We start from the raw sequence: 23051 nt of genomic DNA, 5'->3' as shown, positions 1-23051 counted from the left end.
CAAGCACCCACCCATTCACGCACAGCAACTACAGGGGGACACCCATGACGTTCATCAAGACTCATCCGGCCCGTATCTACGCCGTGGCGGTCGCCGCCCTCGCCCTGGTGGCGCACTACCGGCCCGAGCTGCCGAGCGCGCTCGTCCTCGGTCTCGTGGCTGCCGTCCTCGGTGTCGGTGAGGCAGTCCAGCGCACCGAGAACGGCAAGACCACTGCGGCCGGCGAGCCGGTCCCGAACGACGACCAGGCGGACGCGTTCACCGAGCACCAGGACGCCGAGGGCGCCGCGGAGTGACCTACCGACACATAGGGCTCATGGGCCGCGCGGGCTCCGGTAAGGACACCGTGGGGGCCCGGCTCGTCTCCCGGTTCGCGTTCGCTCGTATCGCGTTCGCGGACCCGCTGCGCGCTCTCGCCCTCGATGTGGACCCCATCGTGGGACACGAACCGACCGGCTTCGAGCCGATCCCGCTCCGTCTGTCGGACGTGGTCCGGCGGGAAGGGTGGGACCGGGCCAAGGGGCGCCCGGAAGTGCGCCGCACGTTGCAGCGGCTCGGGCAGGGAGTCCGCGACCAGGACGCAGAGTTCTGGGTCCGGCTCGCCCTCGCAAAACTCGATGTCGCCGAGCGGTGGCACATCCCTGCCGTCATCACGGACTGCCGGTACGCGAACGAAGCCCGCGCACTCCGCGAACGGGGGGCGCTGCTGGTGCGCATCGAGCGTCCGGGCAGGCACGGCCCCGCCGGCGAGGACGAGCGGCAGCACCGCAGCGAGACCGAGCTAGACGACTTCCCCGCGGACGCCGTGCTGACCAACGGCGGGTCCGTGGACGAGCTGTACGCGCTCGCGGACCGGCTCGCCGTACCGCGCTGATCAGCGCGAGGGGATGACGGCATGACGACCAGGACGCCGTTTTGGTTTTCTCTCTATTTTCTTAGACGCATACCAAAAAACAGTCTGAACCGTCATCCCGTCATCCCCTCGCACCACACACATTCACGAGGGGGACACACCCATGCCCGGAGCCATCCGGACTATCAAGCGCGGCGGCAGCCGCTTCTACGTCAACCCGAGCACCGCCGAAAAGGTACCGGGAGTTACGTCTATCGTCTCGATGCTCCCAAAGCCGTACCTGACTTTCTGGGCTGCTCGGATGACCGCGGAAACCGCCGTGGAGAACCTTGACGCCGTACGGGCTATCGCCGAGCGCGACCCCGCGGGCGCCGTGGACTTCCTGCGCAACGCGCACACCCGATACACCAAGCTCCGGGCAAAGGTGGGGTCGGACGCGCATGACATGTTCGAGCGCATGATTCGGCTGGAAGAGATCGGCCGAGTCCACCCCGACCTAGAGCCGTACCGCATCGGCTTTGCCGAGTTCCTTACCGCTGTGCGCCCGCAGCTTGTCCGTGCCGAAGACGTGGCGTGGTCGGATGAGCACCGTTACGCGGGCAGCTTTGACGCCATTGTGCGTGTGCGGCTCGGCGAGGACGGTAAGCCCGACCACGAAAACGGCGAGTGGCACACGCTCGTTGTCGACTGGAAGACGTCCAAGTCCGCTTATCCGGACGTTGCGCTACAGCTGGCAGCGTACGCGCACGCCGACCGGCTGATTTCCCCGGACGGCACGTCCGAGCCCATGCCGCAGATCGACGGGGCTGCGGTTCTGCACATCACGCCCGAAGGGTGGGTGTTCAAGCCGGTCCGGATCGATGAAGAGATTTTCAATGTCTTTCTGACGCTGCGGCACGTCTTCCACTGGGACCGAGACCTTTCCAAGACCGTTTTCGGCGTCCCGATTGCCGAGAGCGTCCGCCGGCTTGTCACCGGAACGCAGCGGCGAGCCGCTTAAACAACTCCACACCGCACCCAGACCCGGACGAGCGCACCTAGGCGACTCGTCCTTTTTCATGCCCAAAAACAGGGGGATACAGCATGGCTCTGCGCATTTTCGAGACCGACCCGGACGCGATGCCGAAGGGTTCTTTCTCTGACGACACGGTGGGTCGATTCCACTCGGGCCGCTCCGTCAACGGCATTCCGGAAGCCCTTTCCGCGTGGAAGGTTTCCACGGGTGACCCGGAAGTGGCCGACGCAATCGCTCAGCTCATGGGCGGTACTCCCGAGGAGACCGATTCCCAGTCGGAAAACTTCATTGAGATTCTGACCGAGGCGAAGCGCGTCAAGGTGGTTCTCGCCGGCGCGGACGCGATCACGTCGGACATGAAGCTGTGGAACGGCAACGTTCTTATTCACCACTGCGACGGTGTCGAGTTCCTTTCTCCGGATGAGGACCGGGGCAAGGCGTGCGGCTGCCCGGCCCTTATGGAGGACCGTAAGGCGGCTGCGAAGACGAAGCGCGGCCCGTCCCCGAGCATTTCGGTTCTGTTCCGGCTCGCCGAGGATTACGACCTTGGCCTTTTCCGGTTCCAGACCGGTTCGTGGAAGCTCGCGGAGACCCTTCACGAGATCGGCAACGCGCTCGACAAGATCAAGGGCGAAGCCCTCGCCGAGCTGGGCATTGAGCTGGTGGAGTACACGACGAAGAAGGGCCGAGACGTCTCTTACTTCAAGCCGGTCGTCAAGGTTCTCAAGCCCTGGTCGGACGCCGTGGCGGAGCCGACTCCGTACTAGCCGGCGCGGGGCCCGGCACGGTTCGGGCCCCTCTTTAACGGGGGTATCCACATTCCGATTCTGGAACTGTGCGCCGGGTACGGGGGGATCGGTCGGGCCGTAGAGGCACTGACCGGAGAGAGGATCAGATACGTTGCGGAAGTTGATCCGTATGCGTCTTTGATCCTCGCCCACCGGTATCCGCACGCACCGAATCTCGGAGACATTACCAAATACGACTGGTCCACCATTGCGGGTGAGGTGGACATCATTACGGCGGGTTTTCCCTGCCAGGACATCAGCAACGCAGGAAAGCGGGCGGGGATTCACGGTGAGAGGTCGGGTATCTGGGAAAGCGTACTCGGGGCCATTCGCGTTCTTCGACCACGGCTCGTTTTCTTGGAGAACGTATCCGCCATCCGAAACCGGGGCCTCGCGCACGTACTCGCGGGATTGGCCGAGGCACGGTACGACACTCGATGGTGTTGCCATCGGGCGTCCGCAGTTGGAGCCGCCCACCACCGCGATAGATGGTTTCTCATCGCTTCCCCTACTCCCCACCCCTCTGGCGTCAGACGCCACGAAGGGGCCGGACTTCGCGAGGGATGAGCGGGACGGTAGCGGCGGGCAGGATCTCGTTACCGCCGTGGCGCGACTATTCGACAAGGAACGCGCACACAAGCTGTTCAAGACCCCCACCGCGAATTTGGGAACGAACGGCGCTCCGCAACATCCGGATAAGCGACGTGCGGGCGGACACGGGCCGACTCTCGATGATGAGGTTTCCTATCTGCTGCCCGTAGACCCGGAAGTGGCCGAGGAAACTCCGGGCGCCTTTCATAGTCCCCGCGAGTGGTGGGCGGACTACGCGCCGGCTGTGCATCGCTGGGAAGTGCTCATGGGCACCCCCGCACCGATCCCGGTTGAGTTCGGCCCGCGCGGTGGTCGACGTCTCGCCGCAGTGTTCGCGGAATGGCTTATGGGGTTGCCGCGGGGCTGGATCACGCACATTCCGGGGCTCAACCGTGCACGGCAGCTCAAGGCAGCCGGAAACGGAGTGGTGAGCCAACAGGCTTTTGCAGCCTATCTGCACCTACTGAATCACAAGGGGGACGAGCATGGGTAAGCGCGGTGTAGTCACCGACTACAGCGGCGAGGAACTTTACCGAGACGATCTAGTGGCGTATGCCGCTCGGCAGGGGAACCGAGTTCGGATGGTTGACGCCATCGTGGACAAGGTGACCACGCGGCTTGTCGACGGGCGTCTTCGCGCGATGCTGCGCGTACAGCCGACCGGAGTTGAGTCCGGATTCACCAAGCGCCGATCCCTCCGAAAGGAGTGGATTAGCGCCGAACACGTGCGGCTCATCATCCCGGCTGTTACGGGCGAGCGGCACTAAGAGCGACGACCAGGCAGAGGGCCGGGCGACCGAAACGGGTTGTCCGGCCCTCTGCTGTGTGGGGGACGAATGATCTACGAAATATCTGCCGACTACGCGCCCCCCATCGGGGACGTGCGCGAACTCTCGGCCGGTGACGAGCTACACCTTTACGACGGCTGGAAGACCCGCCCGGACTGGCTGCGGTATCTCGCGGCGGCAGCGCACGCCATGGGCCGGGGCTGCGTGATCCGTCAGGGGGCCGACCTTGGCTAACCCGAACAAGGCACGCGGCACGGCATGGGAGAGCGCTGTACGGGACTTCCTGAATCGGTTTCTCGGGCTGGTCGACGAGCGCGGCACGTTCGTGGACCCCTTCGACGGCATGAACGTCCGCCGGGCTGCGCAAGAGGGCGCCGCGGACGTGGGCGACGTGCACGCGGTCCCGTTCATTCTCGAATGTAAGGACGTGGCGAGCGCCGCTGTTCCGACGTGGCTGCGGCAAGCCGAAGTCGAAGCCCGGCACGCGGGCTTCCCGTACGGCGTGGTCGTGCACAAGACCCGCCGGGCCCCGGTCCACGCGGGCCGCGTCCACTTCACTGTCCGTACGTGGACCCGGGTACGGCTCGCCCTCGGGCACACGAGCCGCACCATGGCCGAGCTGTACGGCGGCACGTTCACGGTGCGCGGGCTCGACACGGGCCGCTGGTACGTGTCCCTGCCCCTGTGGGACTTCGCGTCTCTGCTCGCGGACTACCGCGCTCTCCACTCGGGGGTGAGCCGTGCTGTTCGCTGATCTGCTCTCCCGCTTCGGCGACGTCGCCGAGCACCAGGACGGCGGGTACGTCGCACGCTGCCCCGCCCACGACGACGGACGCCCGAGCCTCCGCCTCTGGAGGGGCGAGGACCTGAAAGTCAGGATCACGTGCCGCGCCGGCTGCGACACGGCAGACGTCATCCGGGCCGTGGGGCTCGACTGGTCGGCACTGTTCGACGTGCCCGGCCCCGGAGCCACCGTGTCCGCCGAGCGGCCCGAGCTGGTCCCCGCGCGCTTCGTCGCCGGGCTCGCTGCCTACGTCGACCGCACCACCGCAGCTCTCGGCGACTGGTCTTCCGAGTGGGCCGGGCGGGCCCGGGACTATCTCGCGAAGCGCTTCGGGCTCGATGTCGAGACCGCGATAGATCTCGGCATCGGCGTGGACCCCGGGGACCAGGGCGACGCGTTCCCGTACCTGTCTCGGCAGTACCGGGCTCACCCCCGGCTCACTGTCCCGCTACACGGGTGGGACGGAGTGGCCCGAGGACTACAGGGACGGGACCTCTCCGGCGACTGCCCCGCGCGGTGGCTCTCCCTGGTCAACCCGCGCGGTCACCGCTGGTCCCCGTACGGCGTGTTCCGCGGCGCGGGCGGATACGGCACGGTCCTGGTCTGCGAGGGGCCCGGAGACGCGCTCACGGCCGTTGCGTGCGGCTATGACGCCGTGGCCATCCGCGGTGCTTCCCTGGCCGGCTCGCCCGAGCTGGTTGCCGAGCTTGCCGAGGGGCTGCGGGGCTCGCTCGTCATCCTCGCCGGCGACGCCGACCGAGCGGGATCGGGCTTCACGGCACGGCTCGCGGCCGGTCTCGCCGAGCACGGAATTACGGCGTACGCGATCGAAATCCCGCGTCCTGGTTGGGACTTGACCGACTGGCGCGAGGACGGGCCCGAGCGGTTCGCCACCGAGCTACACCGTGCGGTCAAGGCAGCCAAGCCCGTACGCGACTCCGCGGACGCCGAGGACGAAGCCCGCTCCGCCGAGCTTGCCGAGCGCACCGGAGCCGACGCGGTCACCCGGGACCAGGGCGCCGAAGCCGCCGAGATCCTTGCCCGGCTCGTGGGGCAGCTCGGCGAGAGCGACGCCATGAACGCACACGCGCTTATCGCGTGGTGCGGGGGCCGCATCCGCTATGCCGCGGGGCTCGGGTTCTACACGTGGGATGGCTCGGTGTGGGTCCGCAGTGACACCCGCGTCCGGCAGGAAATCCACCGCATGGGGGCCGCGCTCGTCCTCGCGGGACAGACACAGGCTGCCCGCGGATTCACCATGACCACGCGCATTGACGCACTCATGACGGAACTCAAGTCCGTACCGTCCGTGCGGGTAGAGGCAGCCGATTTCGACAACCGCCCGGATTTGCTCGCTTTCAGGAATGGGGTCGTGGATCTCCGTACGGGTCGGCTCCGTCCGCACGACATGCGCGACATGCTCACGTACGGGCTCGACCTTGATTACCGGCCGGAAGCGGCGTGTCCGCGGTGGGAAACCTTCCTCGCCGAGATCTTCCCCGGTATGCCGGACATGCCCGCGTACATTCAGCGGCTCGTGGGCTACGGCATTACCGGACACGTCACGGAACAGTCATTCGCCGTTTTGTGGGGGAAGGGCGCCAACGGTAAGTCGGTGCTTGTCGACACTCTTACGGCAGTGTTTCGCGCTATCAGTAAGACCACGCCGTTCGCGACGTTTGAAGCCAAGTCGAGCGGCGGCATTCCCAACGACATCGCTGCGTTGCGTGGTGCCCGGCTCGTCATGGCGTCCGAGGGTGAGAGCGGGGCGCCCATGTCCGAAGCGATCCTAAAGCGGGTGACCGGTAAGGACATGATCTCGGCCCGCTATCTGCGACGGGAGTTCTTCGAATTCAAGCCGTCGTTTCTGCTGATGCTCGCGACCAACCACAAGCCGAAGTTTAAGAGTCAGGACGAGGGGCTTTGGCGTCGCGTCAAGCTCTTGCCGTTCCTGCGGTACTTCGCTCCCCACGAGCGGGATACCGAGCTGGACGCGAAGCTACTGGAGGAAGCCGAGGGCATCGCCGCTTGGGCGGTCCGCGGGGCCGTCGACTGGTACCGGGGTGGACTGCGAGACCCGCAGGTCATCACGGGTGCATCACAGGAGTACCGGGAGACGAGCGACCAGCTAGCCGGCTTCTTCCCCGGTGTCCTGGAGCCCGCCGACGACGACCACGTGATGAACGGCAACGAAGCCTTTAACGCGTATCTCGAATGGTGCGAAGCCGAAAACCTACCCGCAAAGGAACGGTGGACCCGACGCGCCTTCTATGACGCCATGGAAGAACGCGGAATCTACCGCCGAAAGACCATGCGCGGTATCGCGCTCGTGGGTCTCCGGGAGGCCGACGCGAGCCCCGACGCAGCGGGGCCAGGAATCTTCGCCAACTGACGCACACCACATACGCGGGTCGTCCACCAATTCACGGTGGGCGGCCCGCTTTTCGTTTAGGGGGACCCATGCTGACTTTCCGGCACACCGTGGCCGGCGAGTCGGTCACCGTGAACGTGCCCGAGGACACCGCCGATCTCAAGCTCTTTTGGGATTGGCTCTACCGGGCCCGGGAACGGGGACCGATCGCGCTGGACACCGAGACCACCGGACTCCACATCTACTCGGCCGGATACCGGCTCCGCACCGTGCAATTCGGCGACGCACACGAAGCGTGGGTGCTGCTGTACGAGCGGGGCGGTTGGCACGCGCAGTACGCCCGTGAGGCAATCCCGCGGTGCCGCGAAGTCCTCATCCACAACGCTGCGTTTGACTGGCTCGTCCTGGACGAGCACGCGGGCATACGGCTAGAAGATCTCGCGCCGTACACCACGGATACACGCATCCTCGCCGCGCTTATCGACCCGCGGCAGCCCTCCGAGGGCGGGGCAGGAACCGCGCTCAAGCCCCTTTCGGCAAAGTGGATTGACCCCGCGGCCCCGGACACGCAGGGCGGGCTTACAAAGGTCTTCAACAGTCTCGGATTCACCAAAGAGACAGGGTGGGCGGGAATCCCGCTCACCCACCCCACGTACCTGCTGTACGCCGGTCTCGACGTCATCTTGACGGCCCGGCTCGCTCCGATCCTTCGCCGAGAGCTGGACCGGCTCGGTGTCCGGCACCAGCTCGTCACGTACGAACACGAGATCGCGCGAATCTGCGCAGTGATGCAGCGCGCGGGGCTGCTCGTGGACCAGGACTACACGTCGACCCTCGCGGGCCGGCTCGCCGAGGAAGCCGAGCGCTACGCGACCGTGGCAGCCCGGTACGGCGTGACGAAGGTGGGCAGCTCGGCGCAGGTGGCCGAAGCCCTCTTGGGCATGGGCGAGCGGCTGACCGAGCGGACCAAGGGCGGGGCGCTCGCGACGGATAAGACCGTCCTACTCCCGCTTGCCGACCTTGACCGGGACTGGCAGCGCATCGGGGCCCGAGAGCCCAACCCGCTCGCGGACGCCGTGCTGAGAGCCAAGCGAGCCGGCAAGTGGGGCAAGACCTACGCCGAGGGGTTCCTAGCGAACCTCAGCACCGCGGGACGTATCCACCCCACCGTGTCACCGCTCGCGGCGCGCACGGGCCGGATGTCCGTCACGGCCGGACTGCACCAACTCCCGTCCTCGGACCACGTGATCCGCCGCGCGATCCTCGCCGAGCCCGGACACGTCATGGTGTCGACCGACTTTCAGGCCGTGGAAATGCGGGTCCTCGCAGCGCTCGCCAACGTCCGTCGCATGAAAGAAGGATTCATCAACGGTGGCGACGAGTTCGACATTCACACGTACACGGCAAAGCTGATCAAGGGCGAGAACGCCACCCCGCGTCACCGAAAGATCTTCAAGGGCGCCGGATTCGGAAAGGTGTACGGGGGCGGAGTCGCAACGATCGCGAAACAGACCGGCGCCGAGGAAGCCGAGATTGCGCAAGCGGTGGCCGCGTACGACCGCGCCTTCCCGGAGATCAAGCGCGCGTCCTCGCGGTGGCAGCGACAGGCTTTCCAAAACCGCATGGTTTTCATTTCTGCGACCGGCCGCCGGCTCCCGTTGGACCGGGACCGCACTTACAGCGTCGTGAATTACGCCTGCCAAAGTGCGGCGCGTGATCTGCTCGGCCAAGCCCTACTGAATATCGAGGGTGCCGGACTGCTCGAATTCTGTCGCCTGCCTATCCACGACGAAGTCTTGGCGTCCGTGCCGCAGCGTGACGCCGAGGGCATCGCGCGGGAGTTCCAGCGCTGCATGTCCATGGACCTGTACGGGGTGCCCATCACGGCTGACCCCGAGATCGGCGGTCGCTCGTGGGGCTCGCTGTACGGCGCGGACTACTAATTCAGCGCCCTGACCTGCGGAAACCACCGTCACCGCGTCCGCGCGGACACGTGATCAAGCGGGAGGGTTGCCCTCCGTTTGGTCACGAATCGAGCAATGACGGCACGTCAGATAACGGTCACGTGCCCAATCCAGAACCTTTGTCCGTTTAAGCGAAGATAACGCACGAATCTATGGCGTTGTCCGCTCCGTGATGCCGACCTAATTTCGGTGCCACGCAGCGACAAGGCAATGCGCAAGCCCCGTCCTGCTCATCCGGGACGGGGCATTTTCATGCCCTCCTGCAAGGCGCATTGCATTCGAGCCGAGGGGCTTTCCTGCCCTTTTCCGCTCCGTTCCGGGAATCCCTTGGTCCCCACAGGGACCAAAGCCCCCAAGTACGGAGCCACGGTCCATGACGCACATCACCCATGCCCAAATCGCTGCTGCTAAGAACAACGAGCTGGACGCGATTACGGAAATCATTCGGGAAACTGAAACGCTTATATCGTCCCGCGCGCGCCACTATGCGGGCTCTGCCGCGGAGAACGGGAACACCCTTGCCGAAGACCTCTCGCAGACCGGCCGCATAGCGGTCTGGCAGTGCATAGGGAAGTTCGAGGGAGACACCCCCGCAGCTTTCATGGCCTACATTGACCGACACGTCAACGCGGCCATGTTGGAAACGCTGCGAGCGGAAACCCGCCCCGGAGTCACCGCCCGCGCGGCCAAGGATTTTGAGTCCGCGCTTGTCCTCGCCGGCGGGGACCCGTACGAAGCCGAGCGCATCGCAGCGAGCGACGCCATGGGCGACCGCAGGATGAACCCCGAGCACGCCTATGCGGCCCGGCTCTCGTGGCTCGGCCTGGACTACCTTGACCGGCCCGTGCCGTGCGAGGACGGAGAAACGTTCACCCTCGCCGAGAAGATCGAGCGCGAGACAGGGACCCCCGCCGAGCTGATCACCTCCGCGGACATCGCGTCGCACCGCCGGACCGTCATCCGCGATCAGGTACACCGCACGCTCGGTCTGCTCTCCGAGCGGCAGCGCCACGTGATCAAGGCGGGTTTCGGCATCGTTCCCGTGGCGCAGTACCAGCCCGGAGCCGACGACGACGAGCTAGCCGCGGACATGGGCTGCACCCGCTATCAGGTGCAGCAAGCGCGGACCAAGGGGAGCAAGCGGTTCGCCGAGCTGTACCGAGCTGGTGCACGCGCATGGTGACGCTCCCGACCCGCGACGGCGGAACCGTGACTGTGACCCGGTGCGGCGCCCTGGTGGACATCCATGTCCGAGACGCCGAGGGGCGGACCGTCGCCACGGTCACACGCCGAGCCGGCGACGCTGCACGGCTGCTCTCGACCCCGCCCCGCCGCGCTGGAACCTGACAAACGCCCGATTACTGCCCGTAGCCCCCGAGGGGGAACAAGCACGCCCACTGTCGCCGTTAAACCCTCAACAACGGCTAGATGCATGGGGGTTGAGAATAAGCCACTCCGTTTCAGTCGCTCGCACCCCGTAAACGCCCCTGACCTGCACACATGATCACAGAATCCCCTTGCCCGTGTCGTGATCGTGACCTAATCTCGATGTCCTCGCCGAAAGGCTGTTCGAATCAAGGGGTGGGGTATGAGCACTGGAAGGGTCACGATCACGACGAACCGCGCGGCATCGGCCGAAGACGCCGCAGCGACGGCCGAGCTGCGCGTAGAGATCTTCCAAGCAGGACCCGGGGGGGTCTTCTGGGAGTGGGTAGCGGCGCACAACGTGCCCCCCGTGAGGGTGGCCGTCTATACGGAATCCGCCCTTGCGGCGGCACTGGCACAGCACGGCCCGCGGGTCGCCGGACTCATGGAAGCCTCACCAGAGGTGACGTGGCGCATTACTGCGCACTGCCTGACCACGGGCAACGTGGTCGGTGAGTGGACGTGGGCCCGCAGCGAGGAAACCGGGCGGTGGGTGCCCGCCGGCGAGCTTTGGTGCGTGTGGGATGACCGGCTTCGGGTGGAAGCCCTACAGCGTGCCAACGAACGCGCTGCGAAGAACGGGGGTCCCGCGTGATCACGGCTGCTGCCCCCACCCGCACGTTTGTCGACGGCTTCGAGTCCAAGACCGACGCTTACGACCATTCCATGCGCATGGCCCAAGTGCTGGTCCGTGCTGGACTGACCAAGCGCTACGGCGTAAGCGTCCACCGCATCCCCGTATCCCGGAACGATGAAGGTTGGGGAGTCTGGCTCACTGACCGGACGCCCGACGAGGACCCGCCCGTGGGTCTGCCTTTCATGCCGCCGATGCGGCCCCGCGCGGCAGCATGACGAAGCCCCGCCCTACTCCCAACTCGGGGGCAGGGCGGGGCCTTTGGCGTTTCAGGCGCCGAGCTGTCCGCCCTTGACGCTCTCCACGAACGCGGAGAACGCGGAAGCGGACAGAGCGAGGGCGGGGCCGGCGGGGGTCTTCGAGTCGCGGACGGGAACGGCACCGATCGTGGCGGCAAGGTTGGTGGCGACTTCCACGCAGTTGCCGTCATTGTTGCTGTAAGAGGACTTGAACCACTGCGGGGTCTGGGACGTCACGGGAGAGCCTTTCGTGCCTCGCGGATCATGGCCACCGTTGCCGCTTGCGACAGGGCTTCGGCTTGCACCTGATGGTAGGTCTTGAGCAGAGCCAACACCGAGTCCGTGTTGCGCTCCATGTGCCCTCGGATCTGAGACTCGGCGTACGCGAGCACGGTCATATCGGGCAGGGTCAACAGGTTGAGCGGTAGGTCAAGCGCCCTGCGCTCGCCCATTTCGTACGGTGCGATCTGTACCACGGTGTTGGGCTGGTCTGCGACCTCCAACAGCCGGTCAAGTTGTTCGGCCATGATCGCAGGACCCCCGACCCTGCGCCGAATGCAGCTCTCATCTAGGACTATGAGCATCATCGGCGGACGATCCCGTACAAGGGCCGCTTGGCGTTCCGCCAGGAACCGAACTCGCCTGTCTGCCCGCCCTGGCGTGATCGCGCCGCGTCGAACGTTGCTCTCCGCCAAGCATCGGGCGTACGCGGGTGTCTGCAACAAGCCCGGCACGATGCCGATTTCATACAAGCGGATCTCTACCGCCTTGCCCTCGTTGGCGACGTACTCCGGGAAACCTTCCAAGAGTGGCCCGGGGCGTGTCTTGTGCCACTCGCGCTCTAGAGAGTCGACGCTTCCCTTCGTCCCAAAGATCTCGTCCATCTGCACCGAGAACGGAAGGGAGGGTGACTTGCGAGCAGTTTCAACAGCGGAAATATGCTGGCTGGAATATGCCGATCGTGCGGCTACGTCCTCCTGCGTCCAGCCGCGTTGGTCCCGCAACCTGCGTAAAAGCACTCCGTAAGCGGCCAGAGGGCTGGACGTGGCGTCCAACTCCTTGCGGTTAGCCACAACTCTTCCTTCCGATCGGGCCAGTTGAAGAGAGGTCGACTGTAAGCCACGCTTACGGCCCCTGGTAGCGGAAGCGCTACGGAGAGGAGCGGTCGTGCCCGAACACAACGCTCGTCCGAGCCCGGAGCCGGCGACGACGGTTCCCGAGCTTGGAACGTTCATGGCGGCAGACACCGCCGAGGGAACGTCCCGGCTCGGGAGGGTTACGGCGTGGGACGGGGACATGGTCCACCTGTCACCCCCGGGTGGGGGCACGAAGTGGACGGCTTCCCCGAACGAGCTGCGCCGACCGACAGAGGTGGAATGCGCGCGCATTCGCGTCCTTACCTCTCCGGTGCCGGTGTCGGACCCGTGAGGCGGGTCTACGGGTACGCGCTGCATCGCATCCGGCGCGACCCCGAGACCGAGCCGGCCGTGTCGGCTAGCTGCCTGTCGGAAGGGTGCGAGTGGAAGTCCACGCCGAGCGCGGAAGTGGACCCCGTGGACAAAGAGTGCATGAAACACACCGGGCTCAACCCGACGCACACCCGCTTCGCTCGGAAGTTCTCGGACGTAGCGCTCGTGACCCCCGTGGGGGTGCCGTGAGTGGGCTGGTCGTCACCACGGCGACCGTGACCACCTGCGCCCTGGTGCTCGTCCTGGTCGTGGCGGTCGTCCGGTGACCAAGCGGCAAGTCCTTTGGGAGTTGGCGCAGTTCCTCGCGGGAGTCGTCGTCGGCTTCCTGCTGATCGTCCATTGAGCCCCGCTCTCCCCATCCGTGGGTCCCGTCCGAATGGGGAGAGCGGTTCCAACCGAAAGCGAGAGATCCCATGCCGATACGGCGGCAGCCGGACCGCGCGTACTGGCCGGACGCGAACCCCTACGGCGTGCCCGTGCCCGAGGGCGAGGACCGGCGCTTGAGCGCGAGCCAACTCCGCCGCGGAGATCAGGTGTTGTTGGGTCGGTGGTGGCGCACGGCGGCTTCGGTGGAGACGCACACCGGAAGGGTGCACACGTGGGTGCACGTGCACTGGGTGACCCCCGCGGGCAGCCGCACCGTCTACCACAGTGCCGCCCTGGTCCCCGTCTACCGCGCGCCCGTCATGTCCCTCGCCGGCCCGGAGCCCGACGACTCCGAGCACATGTACGCGGACGACTCGCAGGTATGGCAGTCGTGACCATCGCCCCCGCGCACCCGGTTCCCGTCATCAGCATTGCGGGTCCGCCGCTCGCCTCTGCGGCGTGCCTGTTCGGTGACTGCGGATGGGGCGTGGGGCCGCTGGAAGTGGCGCAGGTGACCGCTCACTGTGCCGAGCACCAGCGCAACCGTGGGCACGGGATATTTGCCCGCTCGATTGAAGACGTGGTGTTGATCCGGTGACCGCAGAACGGTGCCGAGCCACGGCCCAAACGCGTCTGTGGTGGGCCGGTGGAGGTGTGGTTGTCTGCGTGCTGCCCCCGATGCACGCGGGGACTCACGGCGGTCTGCTCGGCGGCAGCATCACGTACCACTGGCCCCGTGTGTGGCACATCGCGGCCCGCGAAGCTGTCCGTACTGACTGCTGCGGCGTGGATCTCACCGAGATCAACAACCGGGGCGGGCACTGCGTGCGCGGTGCGACGACCGAGCAACGACGCCGTGTCACGTGCCCGCATTACCGCCCACCCATGAACTCCGCTCCCTCGGCACGGCCCCTTACTGCGGGGAGGTCCCGGGGCTGAGGGAGCGGGCAAGACCCGGCCGGCTGTCTGCGTGACGGTCGACGGCCGACCGGATGTGTACGACGACCAGGCACCACCATGAGACAGGAGGAACGACCAGTGAGCACCGTCCAGACCATGCCCGCCCCGTTCGGGGTGCGGCACCTCGTTTCGCCCCCGCCGAGCACCGACGACGCCCCCGTGATCACGTACAGCGAGGGGCTTCAGCTCAACGTCTCCGCCGAGGGGAACCCCTGGCACGCGATCACGGCCGAGCTGCCCGAGACGCAGACGGAGACCAGCAACGGCGACGGCAGTTCGCCGGGGTCCGACAGTGGCACGGACCTCTGGTGACATGCGCCCCATCCTCATCCTGACCGGCCGAGACGATCTCACGGCCGACGCAGTGGTTGAGGAGCTGGTGAGCCGTGGGGAACACGTCGTCCGGTACGACACGGCCGACTTCCCCACGGCTTCCCGTCTGGCCGTTTCCCTCACTGGGGACGGCTGGACGGGGTCCCTCGCCGGCTCTCGCACGGTCCGCCTTGAAACCGTGAAATCGGTGTGGTGGCGCCGCCCGAACGAGTTCCGCACCCCGGATGAGTGGCCGGGGAATGCCCGCGCGCTCGCTGTCTCCGAAGCGCGGTCCGGGCTGCTCGGCGTGCTCGGCTCGCTGCCGGTGCGGTGGATCAACCACCCCTCGCGGGATGCCGCCGCGAACTACAAGCCCGTTCAACTTGCTGCCGCCGCCCGCTGCGGGCTGGACGTGCCCCGCTCCGTGATCACGTCGGACCCCGAGCACGCGCGGACGTTCATGGGGGATGACACGGTCGTCTACAAGGGGCTCGGCGGTGGAGTGCTCGGGCCCGAGGGGCGGCAGTTCCTTCCCGTCGCGCTCGTCTCCGCCGATCAGGTCGACGACGGCGTACGCGGCACCGCCCATCTGTTTCAAGAACGCGTCGATAAGGCGTACGAAGTCCGGCTAACGGTCATCGGTGACCGGATGTTCCCCGTTGCCATCCACGCAGGCAGCGAAGCCGCCCGACTCGACTGGCGCACCGACTACCGGTCGCTCACCTATGAGCCCGTCACCATGCCCGACGACGTCGAGAAAGGCGTACGGGCACTCATGGACGAACTCGGCTTGTTCTTCGGTGCCCTGGACTTCGCCGTCACGCCGGACGGCCGATGGGTGTTCTTCGAGGTGAACCCGAACGGGCAGTGGCATTGGCTCGCCGTCAAGGCCGGTATCCCGCTCGTGGGAGCCATGGCCGACGCACTGCAAGGAGAATCCGAGTGACCAACGTACCCACATGGACCGCCGCCGCTAAGGCACTCGCAGACAGGGTGACCGCCGACGCGCCCGCGTGGCACGACGCCGTGAGCAACACCCCGCGGCATCAGCTCGTCCCGCGCTGGTGGCAGCCCATCCCCGACAGTCCCGAGAGGGAATGGGAGCTGGTGAGCCTGCCCGAGGACTCCGCCGAACGGCTGGACGCCGCGTACGCGGATGCCACGCTGGTAACCCGAGTCGGCCCGCTGCACGCCGACCAGGCCAAGCGCGGCGAACGCGGGAAGGGCGAACCCACGTCGTCGTCCACGCTGCCGGGGCTCATCGTCTCGATGGCTGACCGGCTCCGCGTCGAACCCGGAGACAGGGTGCTGGACGTAGGGACCGGCTCCGGCTACTCGGCCGCTTTGTTCGCGCACCGCTTCGGCGACGAGTCCGTTACCAGCGTCGACGTGGACCCCTACTTGGTGGAAGCCGCCCGTGCCCGGCTCGCCGGCTTCGGACGCTCGCCCCGCATCGAAGCGCTCGACGCCACGGGGGAACTCCCGGACGCCGAGTACGACCGCATCATGGCGACCGTGTCTGTGCGCCCCGTTCCCCCGTCGTGGCTGCGCGCGCTGCGCCCCGGTGGTCGGCTCGTGACGACGATCGCTCACACGGCGCTGCTGATCACGGCGGACATGGGGCCGGACGGAGTCGCCCGGGGCAGCGTCCAGCCCGACCCGGCAACGTTCATGGAGACTCGGCAGAACGCGGACTACCCGCCCAAGCTGAACAACGTCTTCGTGTCGGCCCGTGTCCGCGAGGGCGACGACGTACGGACCCCGGACGGGCCGATCCCCGACCTGTGGCAGGAATGGCCGCTCCGGTGGCTGTACGAGCTGGACACGCCCGAAGTCGAGACCCGCTCGGCCGAATACCCGGACGGCAAACGTGTGGTCTGGCTGCTCGCCGCAGACGGATCATGGGCCCGCGCCGAGGACGCCGAATCGCCCATCGTGCACCAGGGCGGCCCCCGCCGACTGTGGGACAACTTGGAAGCGGTACGCCGACGCTGGGACGAGAACGACCGGTTCGCCATGCACGACATGCGGGCGGAGATCTCGCCCGAGGGAAGCCGTCTGCTCGCCCCTACGGGCAAGTGGGACTTGCCGATCTGACCCGGCCCCGCGGTAAGGCTCACACCACGCTGCCCCGTCCGTGCGTTACCCCCGTGGCGCATGGGCGGGGCTCCCATTTCGCCCCGCCACCTTGAGACCCCAGCAGATGAGCAAGCAGGTTCTAGTCACTTCCAGCCCGCACTACCTGGGGCACAGACATCACGTTGTACGGAACACGTGGTCGGGACGGATCGTCGCGCTCCGATGCCCGGCATCAGACTGCCTACGTCTCGTCTACACCGACGAGCACTCGCGGATGGCCGTTCACAGGCCGCTCGGTAAGGAGGGCACCTGTCCCCTGTCTGGCGCGCCCGTTGTCGACACGGTTCGAGCGACAGAGTTCTAGTCGTCCTCGTTGCCCGAGCCGGCGGCAGGGGCGACGAAACTGCCCTTCCCCCATCGGGTCTCGATGAGCCCGCGCTCACGAGCGATGCCGATTGCTCGGCGTGCGGTCATCCGGGCTACGCCGTGCCGTTCGCAGAGTTCGGACTCTGACGAGATCGGCTCACCCGGGCGCTTCCCCTTGATCTCTGCCAAGAGCGCGTCCAGCACATCCATGTATGGGGCGCGGGGGCCGCTCGGGGTCTCGGGCATGGGGGCAGCGTAGACAAACCGCCAAACAACAGCGAGTTAGACGTGTAGATGAGCTAGACGAGTAGACGAGTTAGACGAGTTGGCTTAGCGTGATTCCCCGAACACACGAAAGCCCCGGAAGACCGGTCCTACGCGGTCCGCCGGGGCGTGCCGATCAGCTATAGGGAGCTGAAAGACATGCGCGAGTTTATCGCCCTCGCATCCATCGGACTCGGGTCCGTGCTCATCCTCTGGTGCGCCCTCGGGCTCACCCCCCGCCGGCCCGGACGCCACTCCGCCGCCTATCGGGCGCCCGAGACCCTGCCTACCCCCATGCCGCCTCACATGAAGCCCTGGACCACTCCCACCCCGGACCACGTCCACGCTCGAAACACGATGCTCTGCGGTGAAGACACACCCTTGATCCGCCCGTACGTCCTCGCGGAGAACACGATGAAGCTCGGAGCCGTCCGGGAACGGCGTACGGCTGCCGTTCTCGCCACACTCGGCGTGGACTACCCGTACGGATACGCGGGAGACCACTTCGAAACCCTCGCCGCTCTCACCACTGCGGGGGTGACCGCATGACCCCGGCCCGGTTCGTCGCCGCACTGCTCGGCACCGACCCCGAACCGTTCGGCGCTCACTGCGTCCGCTGTAAGCGATGGACATGGGCCCCCGTGGAAGTCGGCTACATCGAGCGCCAGAGCGGCCCCGGAGTCGTCCTCTACGGCTGCCCGAGCCACGCCGTAGCCCTGAACCCCCGCCCCATGCCCGGAGAGCTTGAGCGGGACGTGTAGTCCTCGCAGACAGCAAAACGCCCCGTTCGGCCAAGTGCCGGGCGGGGCTTCTGTGTTGTATGTGGTGGTCTGCGTTGTATCGTCAGTACTACTAGTGAGGATCGTCGGGACAGCGGGTGTAGACCAGGTACTGGTCGGTTCCCTCCAGCGGGCGCAGCAGTTCGAACCACTCGAACCCGTCGGCCCCCTCCACGGCACCGGCCCGCGAGGCGAACCGCTTCTCCAACACCTCGCGCTGTTCGGCGGGCACGGTCAGGACGTTGATCTTCACCACGCTGGGCACAGGACACCTCTCGGGGAGCGCAGGTCGGGCACCGTGCCCAGCCTTGATCGCGTGGGTGCAGTCTCCTACATCCCCCGGTCAAAGCGGCGTGAGGACGGGATCCGGGCGCCGCCCGTGGCGCAGCGGGAGCGGCGCGCGTCCCTCTCGCTGTTCCACCGACCTGTACGGCTGCGGTCGAGCGCCACCCCGCCGGTGCGGGGGCAGTGAAGCCCCCTGTGGACCCACCGGATCCCGCCGACGCGGGTGAGGGCGGATCGCCGGAGGGCCCGCGCCGGGACGTCGTTGCGGGTGGCCGGGCGAGCGGCAGCGGTCACCGCGTAGGACCCGAGGTTCGGGGCGGACGGTGACGCGGAGCTCGTGGCGTCCGCCCCGAGAGCGCATCGCGCCGGCTATGCGGCGGGGGTGAGTTCGGCTTGGCCGAACAGCAGGGCCCAGCCGGTGGGGAGCCGGTGGAGGATGCGGGTGATCAGCTCGGGGGCGGCATGGGCGGTGACCGCGGCGAAGACGGAGCCCGTGTCCCAGCGGCTGGTGGCCAGGGAGGCGCCGGAGCGGGTGGCGAGGTCCTTGACGAAGGCCCAGCCGGTGAGCGGCCGGAGGTCGGGGATCTGTGTGGTCAGTGCACGTGCAGCCTCCAGGGGCAGGCAGGCGGCCAGGTCGACGCGTTCATCGCCGGTCAGCTGACGCCCGAGCCCGGCGAGGACCAGGCGGACGGCTTCGTCGGCCCGTTCGCGGGTGGGGTAGGCGCCCTCGTAGCGGACCTTCTCCAGCATCTGCTCGTACGCCATCGAGTACGGCTGCTGCTCAAGCGGTACGCGCGTGTCGGAGATCACTGTGGTGCATGCCTTTCGCGGAGCCGTGGGGCGTCGGGCACGACACCCCGATCTTGGTCAGGTGGGTTGGGGGCGGCCGAAGAGGAGGTCGTAGCCGACGGGCAGCTGGAACAGGATCTGCCCCGTCAAGTCCTCGCCCGCGGTGTCGGCGACGGTGGACAGCACGGCGCTGACGTCCCAGGCCGCGGTCTGTTCGGTGGAGCCCTCGATCCACGCGGCGGTCGCGCGGACGAACCGTTCGGGGGTCAGCGGTTCGGCGCTCTGCAGTGGGTTGAGCAGGATGAGGGCGAAGCCCTCTGGCAGGCGTGCCGCGAGCCGGGCGCGGACGTGGCCGACCAGGTGCGCGCCGAGCAGGGCGAGCACCACGCGGATCGCGCGCTCGGCTTCCTCCGCGGTGTCGTATGCGCCACGGTGCTTCACCCGGTCGAGGAACGCTTCGTGCCGCAAGGTCATCGGTCGCCACCCCTTTGTGCGGTCGGACTGTCCACGGGCGTGCGGAGGACGGGGAGGGGGAGATGTCCGCCCTCCGCACCGGTCCGGGCCGGCGTCAGCCGGAGATCTCCTTGCGGCCGGAGCCGACGCCGATGGAGATCTTGCGGGGCTTGGCGCGCTCGGCGATCGGGATGCGCAGGGTGAGCACGCCGGCGTCGTAGTCGGCTTGGATGCGCTCGGTGTCCAGGGTGTCGGCGAGCACGATCTGGCGGGAGAAGACCCCCAGCGGCCGCTCGGACAGCTCCATCTTCACGTCGTCTGCCTTCGCCACCGGCCGGCGCTCGGCCTTGACGGTCAGCATGTTCCGCTCGACGTCGATGTCGATCGCGTCCGCGGTCACCCCGGGGACGTCGAAGGCCACCACGTACTCGTCGCCCTCGCGGTAGGCGTCCATCGGCATCACCGACGGCTTCGACCAGGTGCCCGGGCCCATCAGCTGCTGCGCCATCCGGTCCAGCTCACGGAAGGGGTCAGTGCGCATCAACATCGTGAAACACCTCCAGCAGGTTGAGCAGTTGCTGCCAATGCGCTGCACTGACACTGTTGTAACATGTCATCCAATGGATGACAAACACGATGTCGTCGACCTGATGACTGCCTGAAGGGGGTGCCCGTGACCGCAGCCGACCAGCCGTCCACGAGCAGCACCGACGCCCACGGTCCGGTGTCCTTCCTCGCCGCGGCGGCGGCCCTCGCCGCCATCGACGACGTCCTGTGTGATGCCCGGCACGAGACGCCCGACGCCGCCGGTCCCGGACCCGAGCAGGCGCTGGCCTCCCTGATGCTGCTGCGTCACGTGCGCGAGCAGCTCGCCGGATGGGAGACCGGCCTGATCGAAACCGCACGCGATGCGGGAGCCAGCTGGGCGGATCTCGCCGGCCCCCTCGGCGTGGCCAGCCGCCAGGCCGCCGAACGCCGCTACCTGCGCGGCCGTCCCGGCGCCGTCGGCACCACCGGCGAGCAGCGGGTGACGGCCACCCGCCAGGCCAGGGCGGCCGAACGCGCCACCGCCATCTGGGCCCGCGGAAACGCCGCCGACCTACGCCGCCTGGCCGGACAGATCGCCGGGCTCGCCCACCTCGCGCCCGAAGCGCGCTCGGCCCAGGCCGCCCTGCACGCCGCTCTCGGCGCTGCCGACGCTGCCGAGCTCGTCGCACCCCTGGCTGACATGCGTCCCCACCTCGATGCGCGCCACGCCGGTCTCGTCGAATCCCTGGACGCCCTCGAAGGTCGGCGCACGACGGCAGTCGCTGACGACGCCTGACTCCCGCCACGCGGAGTCACGGGGTGTGGGTGCGGTCCGGCCCGCCCCGAAGACGCCGACGGCGCACAACGGCCCGCCGGGGCCATGATCCAAGTCCGTTCATGCCGTTCGCACAGAAAGGAACCCCCATGGGGAACAGTGCCGAGACGTTGGAATTCCAGGCGGAGACCCGCCAGTTGCTCCGACTGGTGATTCATTCGATCTACTCGAACAAGGACATCTTCCTGCGTGAGCTGATCTCCAATGCCTCAGACGCCCTGGACAAGCTGAGGCTGGAGTCGCTGACCGACGCCAGCCTCGCCGAGGTCGACACCGCCGGCCTGCACATCTCGTTGGAGGTCGATGGGGACGCCCGCACGCTGACCGTCCGTGACAACGGGATCGGCATGACCCGGGACGATCTCGTGGAGCTGATCGGCACGATCGCCAAGTCCGGCACCGCCGGCCTACTGGAGAAGATCAAGGAGTCCAAGGACGCCGCCACCGCCGAGAGCCTGATCGGGCAGTTCGGCGTCGGGTTCTATTCGGCGTTCATGGTCGCCGACAGGGTCACCCTGCGCACCCGGCGAGCCGGCACCGACTCCGGCGTCCAGTGGGAGTCCGACGGTGAGGGCACCTACACCGTCCATGCCGTCGACGGCCTGCCCGTGGGCACCTCGGTCACCCTGCACCTCAAGCCCGTCGACAGTGAGGACGGGCTCGCCGACTACCTTTCCGAGTCGAAGATCCGTCAGATCGTCAAGCGCTACTCCGACTTCATCCGCTGGCCCATCCGGATGGCCACCGAGCGCACCGACGCCGAGGGAGGGAGCGTCCGGGAGGTCGACACGCTCAACTCGATGAAGGCGCTGTGGGCCCGGTCGCGCACCGAGGTGACCGAGGGCGAGTACAACGAGTTCTACCAGCAGATCAGCCACGACTGGCTTCCCCCGGCCGAGACGATCCACATGCGCGCCGAGGGCACCTTCGAGTACGAGGCGCTGCTGTTCATCCCCTCGCAGGCGCCCTTCGACCTGTTCTCCCGTGAGACCAAGCCCGGTGTGCAGCTGTACGTCAAGCGCGTGTTCATCATGGACGACTGCGAAGCGCTCATGCCCCACTACCTGCGCTTCGTCAAGGGTGTCGTGGACGCCCACGACCTGTCCCTGAACGTCTCCCGCGAGATCCTCCAGCACGACCGACAGATCCGCGGCGTGCGCCGGCGTCTGGTCAAGAAGGTCCTCGGCGCCTTCAAGGACATGCAGTCCAAGGACGCCGAGCGCTATGCGAAGGTGTGGGCGCAGTTCGGCCGGGCGCTCAAGGAAGGCCTGGTCGAGGACACGGACAACACCGAGGCCCTGCTCGAGCTGGTGTCGGCCGCCTCCACGCACGACCCGGAGAAGACCACCACGCTGCGCGAGTACGTCGCACGGATGAAGGACGGCCAGGACACCATCTACTACCTGACCGGCGAGACCCGCGCGATGGTGGAGAACTCCCCGCACATGGAAGCCTTCGCCGCCAAGGGGTACGAGGTCCTGATCCTCACCGACCCCATCGACGAGGTCTGGGTGGACCGGGTCCCGGCCTTCGACGGCCACCGTCTGCAGTCCATCGCCAAGGGCCAGGTCGACCTCGACGAGTCCACTGACGACGACCGGGAAACCGACTCGGAGAAGGCCCGGCGAGAGCAGGACTTCGCCGCCCTGCTGCCGTGGCTGACCACCACCTTGTCCGAGCAGGTCAAGCAGGTTCGCCTGTCGTCGCGCCTGACGACCTCGGCGGCGTGCATCGTCGGCGACGCCCACGACGTGACACCGACCCTGGAGAAGATGTACCGGGCGATGGGACAGCAGTTGCCCACCGTCAAGAGGATCCTGGAACTCAATCCCGCACACCCGCTGATCACCGCCCTGCGCACGGCGCACGCAGCAGGCCCCGACGACCCCGCACTGGCGGAGATCGCCGAGCTGGTGTACGGCAGTGCGCTGCTCGCCGAGGGGGGCGACCTGCCCGATCCGGCCCGCTTCGCCCGCTTGCTCACCGACCGCCTGCCCCGCACTCTGTGACCACGGGGCCGGCCCGGCGTAGGCGTAGCACCCGGCCCGCCCCTCCCTCGCCGCCCCCGCACTCCTCATGAACCGCCTGCGCCCGCCCCCCCGACGGGGGGGCCG

General features: G+C 67.3%; 27 protein-coding genes and 1 pseudogene. 21 read left to right on the top strand and 7 right to left on the bottom strand.

Features of this window, described 5'->3' with window-relative positions; translation table 11 throughout:
- Positions 1-44: 44 nt before the first annotated feature.
- From ACFW22_RS14020 to ACFW22_RS13965, 12 genes are all read left to right on the top strand, one after another.
- Positions 45-296 carry a hypothetical protein gene (locus tag ACFW22_RS14020; RefSeq protein WP_386402914.1) on the top strand — a complete coding sequence of 84 codons (252 nt, stop codon included), beginning with the start codon at positions 45-47 and terminating at the stop codon, positions 294-296.
- Positions 293-874, top strand: a complete 582-nt coding sequence (locus tag ACFW22_RS14015; RefSeq protein WP_386402911.1) for a hypothetical protein — start codon at positions 293-295, stop codon at positions 872-874. The genes ACFW22_RS14020 and ACFW22_RS14015 overlap by 4 nt, the downstream gene beginning before the upstream one ends.
- A 142-nt stretch (positions 875-1016) precedes the next feature.
- Positions 1017-1853: a hypothetical protein gene (locus ACFW22_RS14010; protein WP_386402908.1), complete on the top strand. Its 837-nt coding sequence runs from the start codon at positions 1017-1019 to the stop codon at positions 1851-1853.
- 83 nt (positions 1854-1936) lie between these two features.
- The gene (locus tag ACFW22_RS14005; RefSeq protein WP_386402905.1) at positions 1937-2635 is read left to right on the top strand and encodes a hypothetical protein; all 699 of its coding nucleotides are present in this window, start codon (positions 1937-1939) and stop codon (positions 2633-2635) included.
- Positions 2636-2680: 45 nt separating this feature from the next.
- Positions 2681-3223 (top strand): DNA cytosine methyltransferase, encoded by a 543-nt coding sequence (locus tag ACFW22_RS14000; protein ID WP_386403219.1) that lies wholly within the window; start codon positions 2681-2683, stop codon positions 3221-3223.
- Positions 3224-3260: 37 nt separating this feature from the next.
- The gene (locus tag ACFW22_RS13995; protein WP_386402902.1) at positions 3261-3740 is read left to right on the top strand and encodes a DNA (cytosine-5-)-methyltransferase; all 480 of its coding nucleotides are present in this window, start codon (positions 3261-3263) and stop codon (positions 3738-3740) included.
- A gap of 343 nt (positions 3741-4083) precedes the next feature.
- On the top strand, positions 4084-4269 hold the full coding sequence (locus ACFW22_RS13990) for a hypothetical protein (RefSeq protein ID WP_386402899.1): 186 nt from the start codon (positions 4084-4086) through the stop codon (positions 4267-4269).
- Entirely contained in the window at positions 4262-4789 is a 528-nt protein-coding gene (locus tag ACFW22_RS13985; RefSeq protein WP_386402896.1) for a hypothetical protein, read from the top strand. Before ACFW22_RS13990 ends, ACFW22_RS13985 begins: the two co-directional genes overlap by 8 nt.
- Positions 4776-7211, top strand: coding sequence for a phage/plasmid primase, P4 family (locus ACFW22_RS13980; protein ID WP_386402893.1), 2436 nt, complete (start codon positions 4776-4778; stop codon positions 7209-7211). The genes ACFW22_RS13985 and ACFW22_RS13980 overlap by 14 nt, the downstream gene beginning before the upstream one ends.
- Positions 7212-7279: 68 nt before the next feature.
- The gene (locus ACFW22_RS13975; protein ID WP_386402891.1) at positions 7280-9133 is read left to right on the top strand and encodes a DNA polymerase; all 1854 of its coding nucleotides are present in this window, start codon (positions 7280-7282) and stop codon (positions 9131-9133) included.
- A gap of 394 nt (positions 9134-9527) precedes the next feature.
- The gene (locus ACFW22_RS13970) at positions 9528-10337 is read left to right on the top strand and encodes a sigma-70 family RNA polymerase sigma factor (protein ID WP_386402888.1); all 810 of its coding nucleotides are present in this window, start codon (positions 9528-9530) and stop codon (positions 10335-10337) included.
- A gap of 833 nt (positions 10338-11170) precedes the next feature.
- Positions 11171-11431, top strand: a complete 261-nt coding sequence (locus tag ACFW22_RS13965) for a hypothetical protein (RefSeq protein ID WP_386402885.1) — start codon at positions 11171-11173, stop codon at positions 11429-11431.
- Between the two features lie 51 nt (positions 11432-11482).
- Here the strand turns inward: ACFW22_RS13965 and ACFW22_RS13960 are convergent, their stop codons facing one another.
- Both ACFW22_RS13960 and ACFW22_RS13955 read right to left on the bottom strand, forming a co-directional pair.
- On the bottom strand, positions 11483-11689 hold the full coding sequence (locus ACFW22_RS13960; RefSeq protein ID WP_386402882.1) for a DUF397 domain-containing protein: 207 nt from the start codon (positions 11687-11689) through the stop codon (positions 11483-11485).
- Complete coding sequence (locus ACFW22_RS13955; protein WP_386402879.1) at positions 11686-12525, bottom strand: helix-turn-helix transcriptional regulator; 840 nt, start codon at positions 12523-12525, stop codon at positions 11686-11688. The genes ACFW22_RS13960 and ACFW22_RS13955 overlap by 4 nt, the downstream gene beginning before the upstream one ends.
- A gap of 809 nt (positions 12526-13334) precedes the next feature.
- Here ACFW22_RS13955 and ACFW22_RS13950 point away from each other — a divergent pair.
- The 5 genes from ACFW22_RS13950 to ACFW22_RS13930 all read left to right on the top strand — a co-directional run bounded on the left by ACFW22_RS13950 (position 13335) and on the right by ACFW22_RS13930 (position 16656).
- The gene (locus tag ACFW22_RS13950; RefSeq protein WP_386402876.1) at positions 13335-13682 is read left to right on the top strand and encodes a hypothetical protein; all 348 of its coding nucleotides are present in this window, start codon (positions 13335-13337) and stop codon (positions 13680-13682) included.
- Entirely contained in the window at positions 13679-13885 is a 207-nt protein-coding gene (locus ACFW22_RS13945; protein WP_386402873.1) for a hypothetical protein, read from the top strand. Before ACFW22_RS13950 ends, ACFW22_RS13945 begins: the two co-directional genes overlap by 4 nt.
- Positions 13886-14325: 440 nt before the next feature.
- Entirely contained in the window at positions 14326-14559 is a 234-nt protein-coding gene (gene tgmA / locus ACFW22_RS13940; RefSeq protein WP_386402870.1) for a putative ATP-grasp-modified RiPP, read from the top strand.
- A 1-nt stretch (position 14560) separates the two neighbouring features.
- On the top strand, positions 14561-15505 hold the full coding sequence (gene tgmB, locus ACFW22_RS13935; RefSeq protein WP_386402867.1) for an ATP-grasp ribosomal peptide maturase: 945 nt from the start codon (positions 14561-14563) through the stop codon (positions 15503-15505).
- Positions 15502-16656 carry a methyltransferase domain-containing protein gene (locus tag ACFW22_RS13930; RefSeq protein ID WP_386402864.1) on the top strand — a complete coding sequence of 385 codons (1155 nt, stop codon included), beginning with the start codon at positions 15502-15504 and terminating at the stop codon, positions 16654-16656. Before tgmB ends, ACFW22_RS13930 begins: the two co-directional genes overlap by 4 nt.
- Before the next feature lie 342 nt (positions 16657-16998).
- Here the strand turns inward: ACFW22_RS13930 and ACFW22_RS13925 are convergent, their stop codons facing one another.
- Positions 16999-17250 carry a GntR family transcriptional regulator gene (locus ACFW22_RS13925; RefSeq protein ID WP_386402861.1) on the bottom strand — a complete coding sequence of 84 codons (252 nt, stop codon included), beginning with the start codon at positions 17248-17250 and terminating at the stop codon, positions 16999-17001.
- 177 nt (positions 17251-17427) lie between these two features.
- On the opposite strand from ACFW22_RS13925, the gene ACFW22_RS13920 reads away from it, so the two are divergent.
- Positions 17428-17817, top strand: a complete 390-nt coding sequence (locus tag ACFW22_RS13920; RefSeq protein ID WP_386402858.1) for a hypothetical protein — start codon at positions 17428-17430, stop codon at positions 17815-17817.
- Positions 17814-18029 carry a hypothetical protein gene (locus tag ACFW22_RS13915; RefSeq protein WP_386402855.1) on the top strand — a complete coding sequence of 72 codons (216 nt, stop codon included), beginning with the start codon at positions 17814-17816 and terminating at the stop codon, positions 18027-18029. The genes ACFW22_RS13920 and ACFW22_RS13915 overlap by 4 nt, the downstream gene beginning before the upstream one ends.
- Positions 18030-18141: 112 nt before the next feature.
- On the opposite strand, the pseudogene ACFW22_RS13910 reads toward ACFW22_RS13915, so the two are convergent.
- The 4 genes and pseudogenes from ACFW22_RS13910 to ACFW22_RS13895 all read right to left on the bottom strand — a co-directional run.
- A pseudogene (locus tag ACFW22_RS13910) lies at positions 18142-18312 on the bottom strand (antibiotic biosynthesis monooxygenase family protein); the annotation flags it as partial.
- Between the two features lie 389 nt (positions 18313-18701).
- Positions 18702-19142 (bottom strand): DUF2267 domain-containing protein, encoded by a 441-nt coding sequence (locus tag ACFW22_RS13905; RefSeq protein ID WP_386402852.1) that lies wholly within the window; start codon positions 19140-19142, stop codon positions 18702-18704.
- Between the two features lie 57 nt (positions 19143-19199).
- Entirely contained in the window at positions 19200-19595 is a 396-nt protein-coding gene (locus ACFW22_RS13900) for a DUF2267 domain-containing protein (protein ID WP_386402849.1), read from the bottom strand.
- A 94-nt stretch (positions 19596-19689) separates the two neighbouring features.
- On the bottom strand, positions 19690-20121 hold the full coding sequence (locus ACFW22_RS13895) for an Hsp20/alpha crystallin family protein (RefSeq protein ID WP_386402846.1): 432 nt from the start codon (positions 20119-20121) through the stop codon (positions 19690-19692).
- A 126-nt stretch (positions 20122-20247) separates the two neighbouring features.
- Between ACFW22_RS13895 and ACFW22_RS13890 the strand changes: the two genes are divergently transcribed.
- Positions 20248-20898 (top strand): type III effector protein, encoded by a 651-nt coding sequence (locus ACFW22_RS13890; protein ID WP_386402843.1) that lies wholly within the window; start codon positions 20248-20250, stop codon positions 20896-20898.
- A 128-nt stretch (positions 20899-21026) separates the two neighbouring features.
- Positions 21027-22946, top strand: a complete 1920-nt coding sequence (gene htpG / locus ACFW22_RS13885; protein ID WP_386402840.1) for a molecular chaperone HtpG — start codon at positions 21027-21029, stop codon at positions 22944-22946.
- Positions 22947-23051 lie beyond the last annotated feature (105 nt).

It is taken from the genome of Streptomyces sp. NPDC058872 (assembly GCF_042743065.1).
Taxonomy (GTDB): Bacteria; Actinomycetota; Actinomycetes; order Streptomycetales; family Streptomycetaceae; genus Streptomyces.
This window is presented reverse-complemented; position numbering and strand designations above follow the sequence as displayed.

Excerpts from the sequence above, each read along its gene's own strand:
- ACFW22_RS13975 (WP_386402891.1), top strand. The coding sequence starts at position 7,280 with ATGCTGACTTTCCGGCACACCGTGGCCGGCGAGTCGGTCACCGTGAAC.
- ACFW22_RS13925 (WP_386402861.1), bottom strand. The coding sequence starts at position 17,250 with ATGCCCGAGACCCCGAGCGGCCCCCGCGCCCCATACATGGATGTGCTG.
- ACFW22_RS13920 (WP_386402858.1), top strand. The coding sequence starts at position 17,428 with ATGCGCGAGTTTATCGCCCTCGCATCCATCGGACTCGGGTCCGTGCTC.
- ACFW22_RS13970 (WP_386402888.1), top strand. The coding sequence starts at position 9,528 with ATGACGCACATCACCCATGCCCAAATCGCTGCTGCTAAGAACAACGAG.
- ACFW22_RS13895 (WP_386402846.1), bottom strand. The coding sequence starts at position 20,121 with ATGTTGATGCGCACTGACCCCTTCCGTGAGCTGGACCGGATGGCGCAG.
- ACFW22_RS13915 (WP_386402855.1), top strand. The coding sequence starts at position 17,814 with ATGACCCCGGCCCGGTTCGTCGCCGCACTGCTCGGCACCGACCCCGAA.
- ACFW22_RS13950 (WP_386402876.1), top strand. The coding sequence starts at position 13,335 with ATGCCGATACGGCGGCAGCCGGACCGCGCGTACTGGCCGGACGCGAAC.
- ACFW22_RS13990 (WP_386402899.1), top strand. The coding sequence starts at position 4,084 with ATGATCTACGAAATATCTGCCGACTACGCGCCCCCCATCGGGGACGTG.
- ACFW22_RS14010 (WP_386402908.1), top strand. The coding sequence starts at position 1,017 with ATGCCCGGAGCCATCCGGACTATCAAGCGCGGCGGCAGCCGCTTCTAC.
- ACFW22_RS13900 (WP_386402849.1), bottom strand. The coding sequence starts at position 19,595 with ATGACCTTGCGGCACGAAGCGTTCCTCGACCGGGTGAAGCACCGTGGC.
- htpG (WP_386402840.1), top strand. The coding sequence starts at position 21,027 with ATGGGGAACAGTGCCGAGACGTTGGAATTCCAGGCGGAGACCCGCCAG.
- ACFW22_RS14020 (WP_386402914.1), top strand. The coding sequence starts at position 45 with ATGACGTTCATCAAGACTCATCCGGCCCGTATCTACGCCGTGGCGGTC.
- ACFW22_RS14005 (WP_386402905.1), top strand. The coding sequence starts at position 1,937 with ATGGCTCTGCGCATTTTCGAGACCGACCCGGACGCGATGCCGAAGGGT.
- tgmB (WP_386402867.1), top strand. The coding sequence starts at position 14,561 with ATGCGCCCCATCCTCATCCTGACCGGCCGAGACGATCTCACGGCCGAC.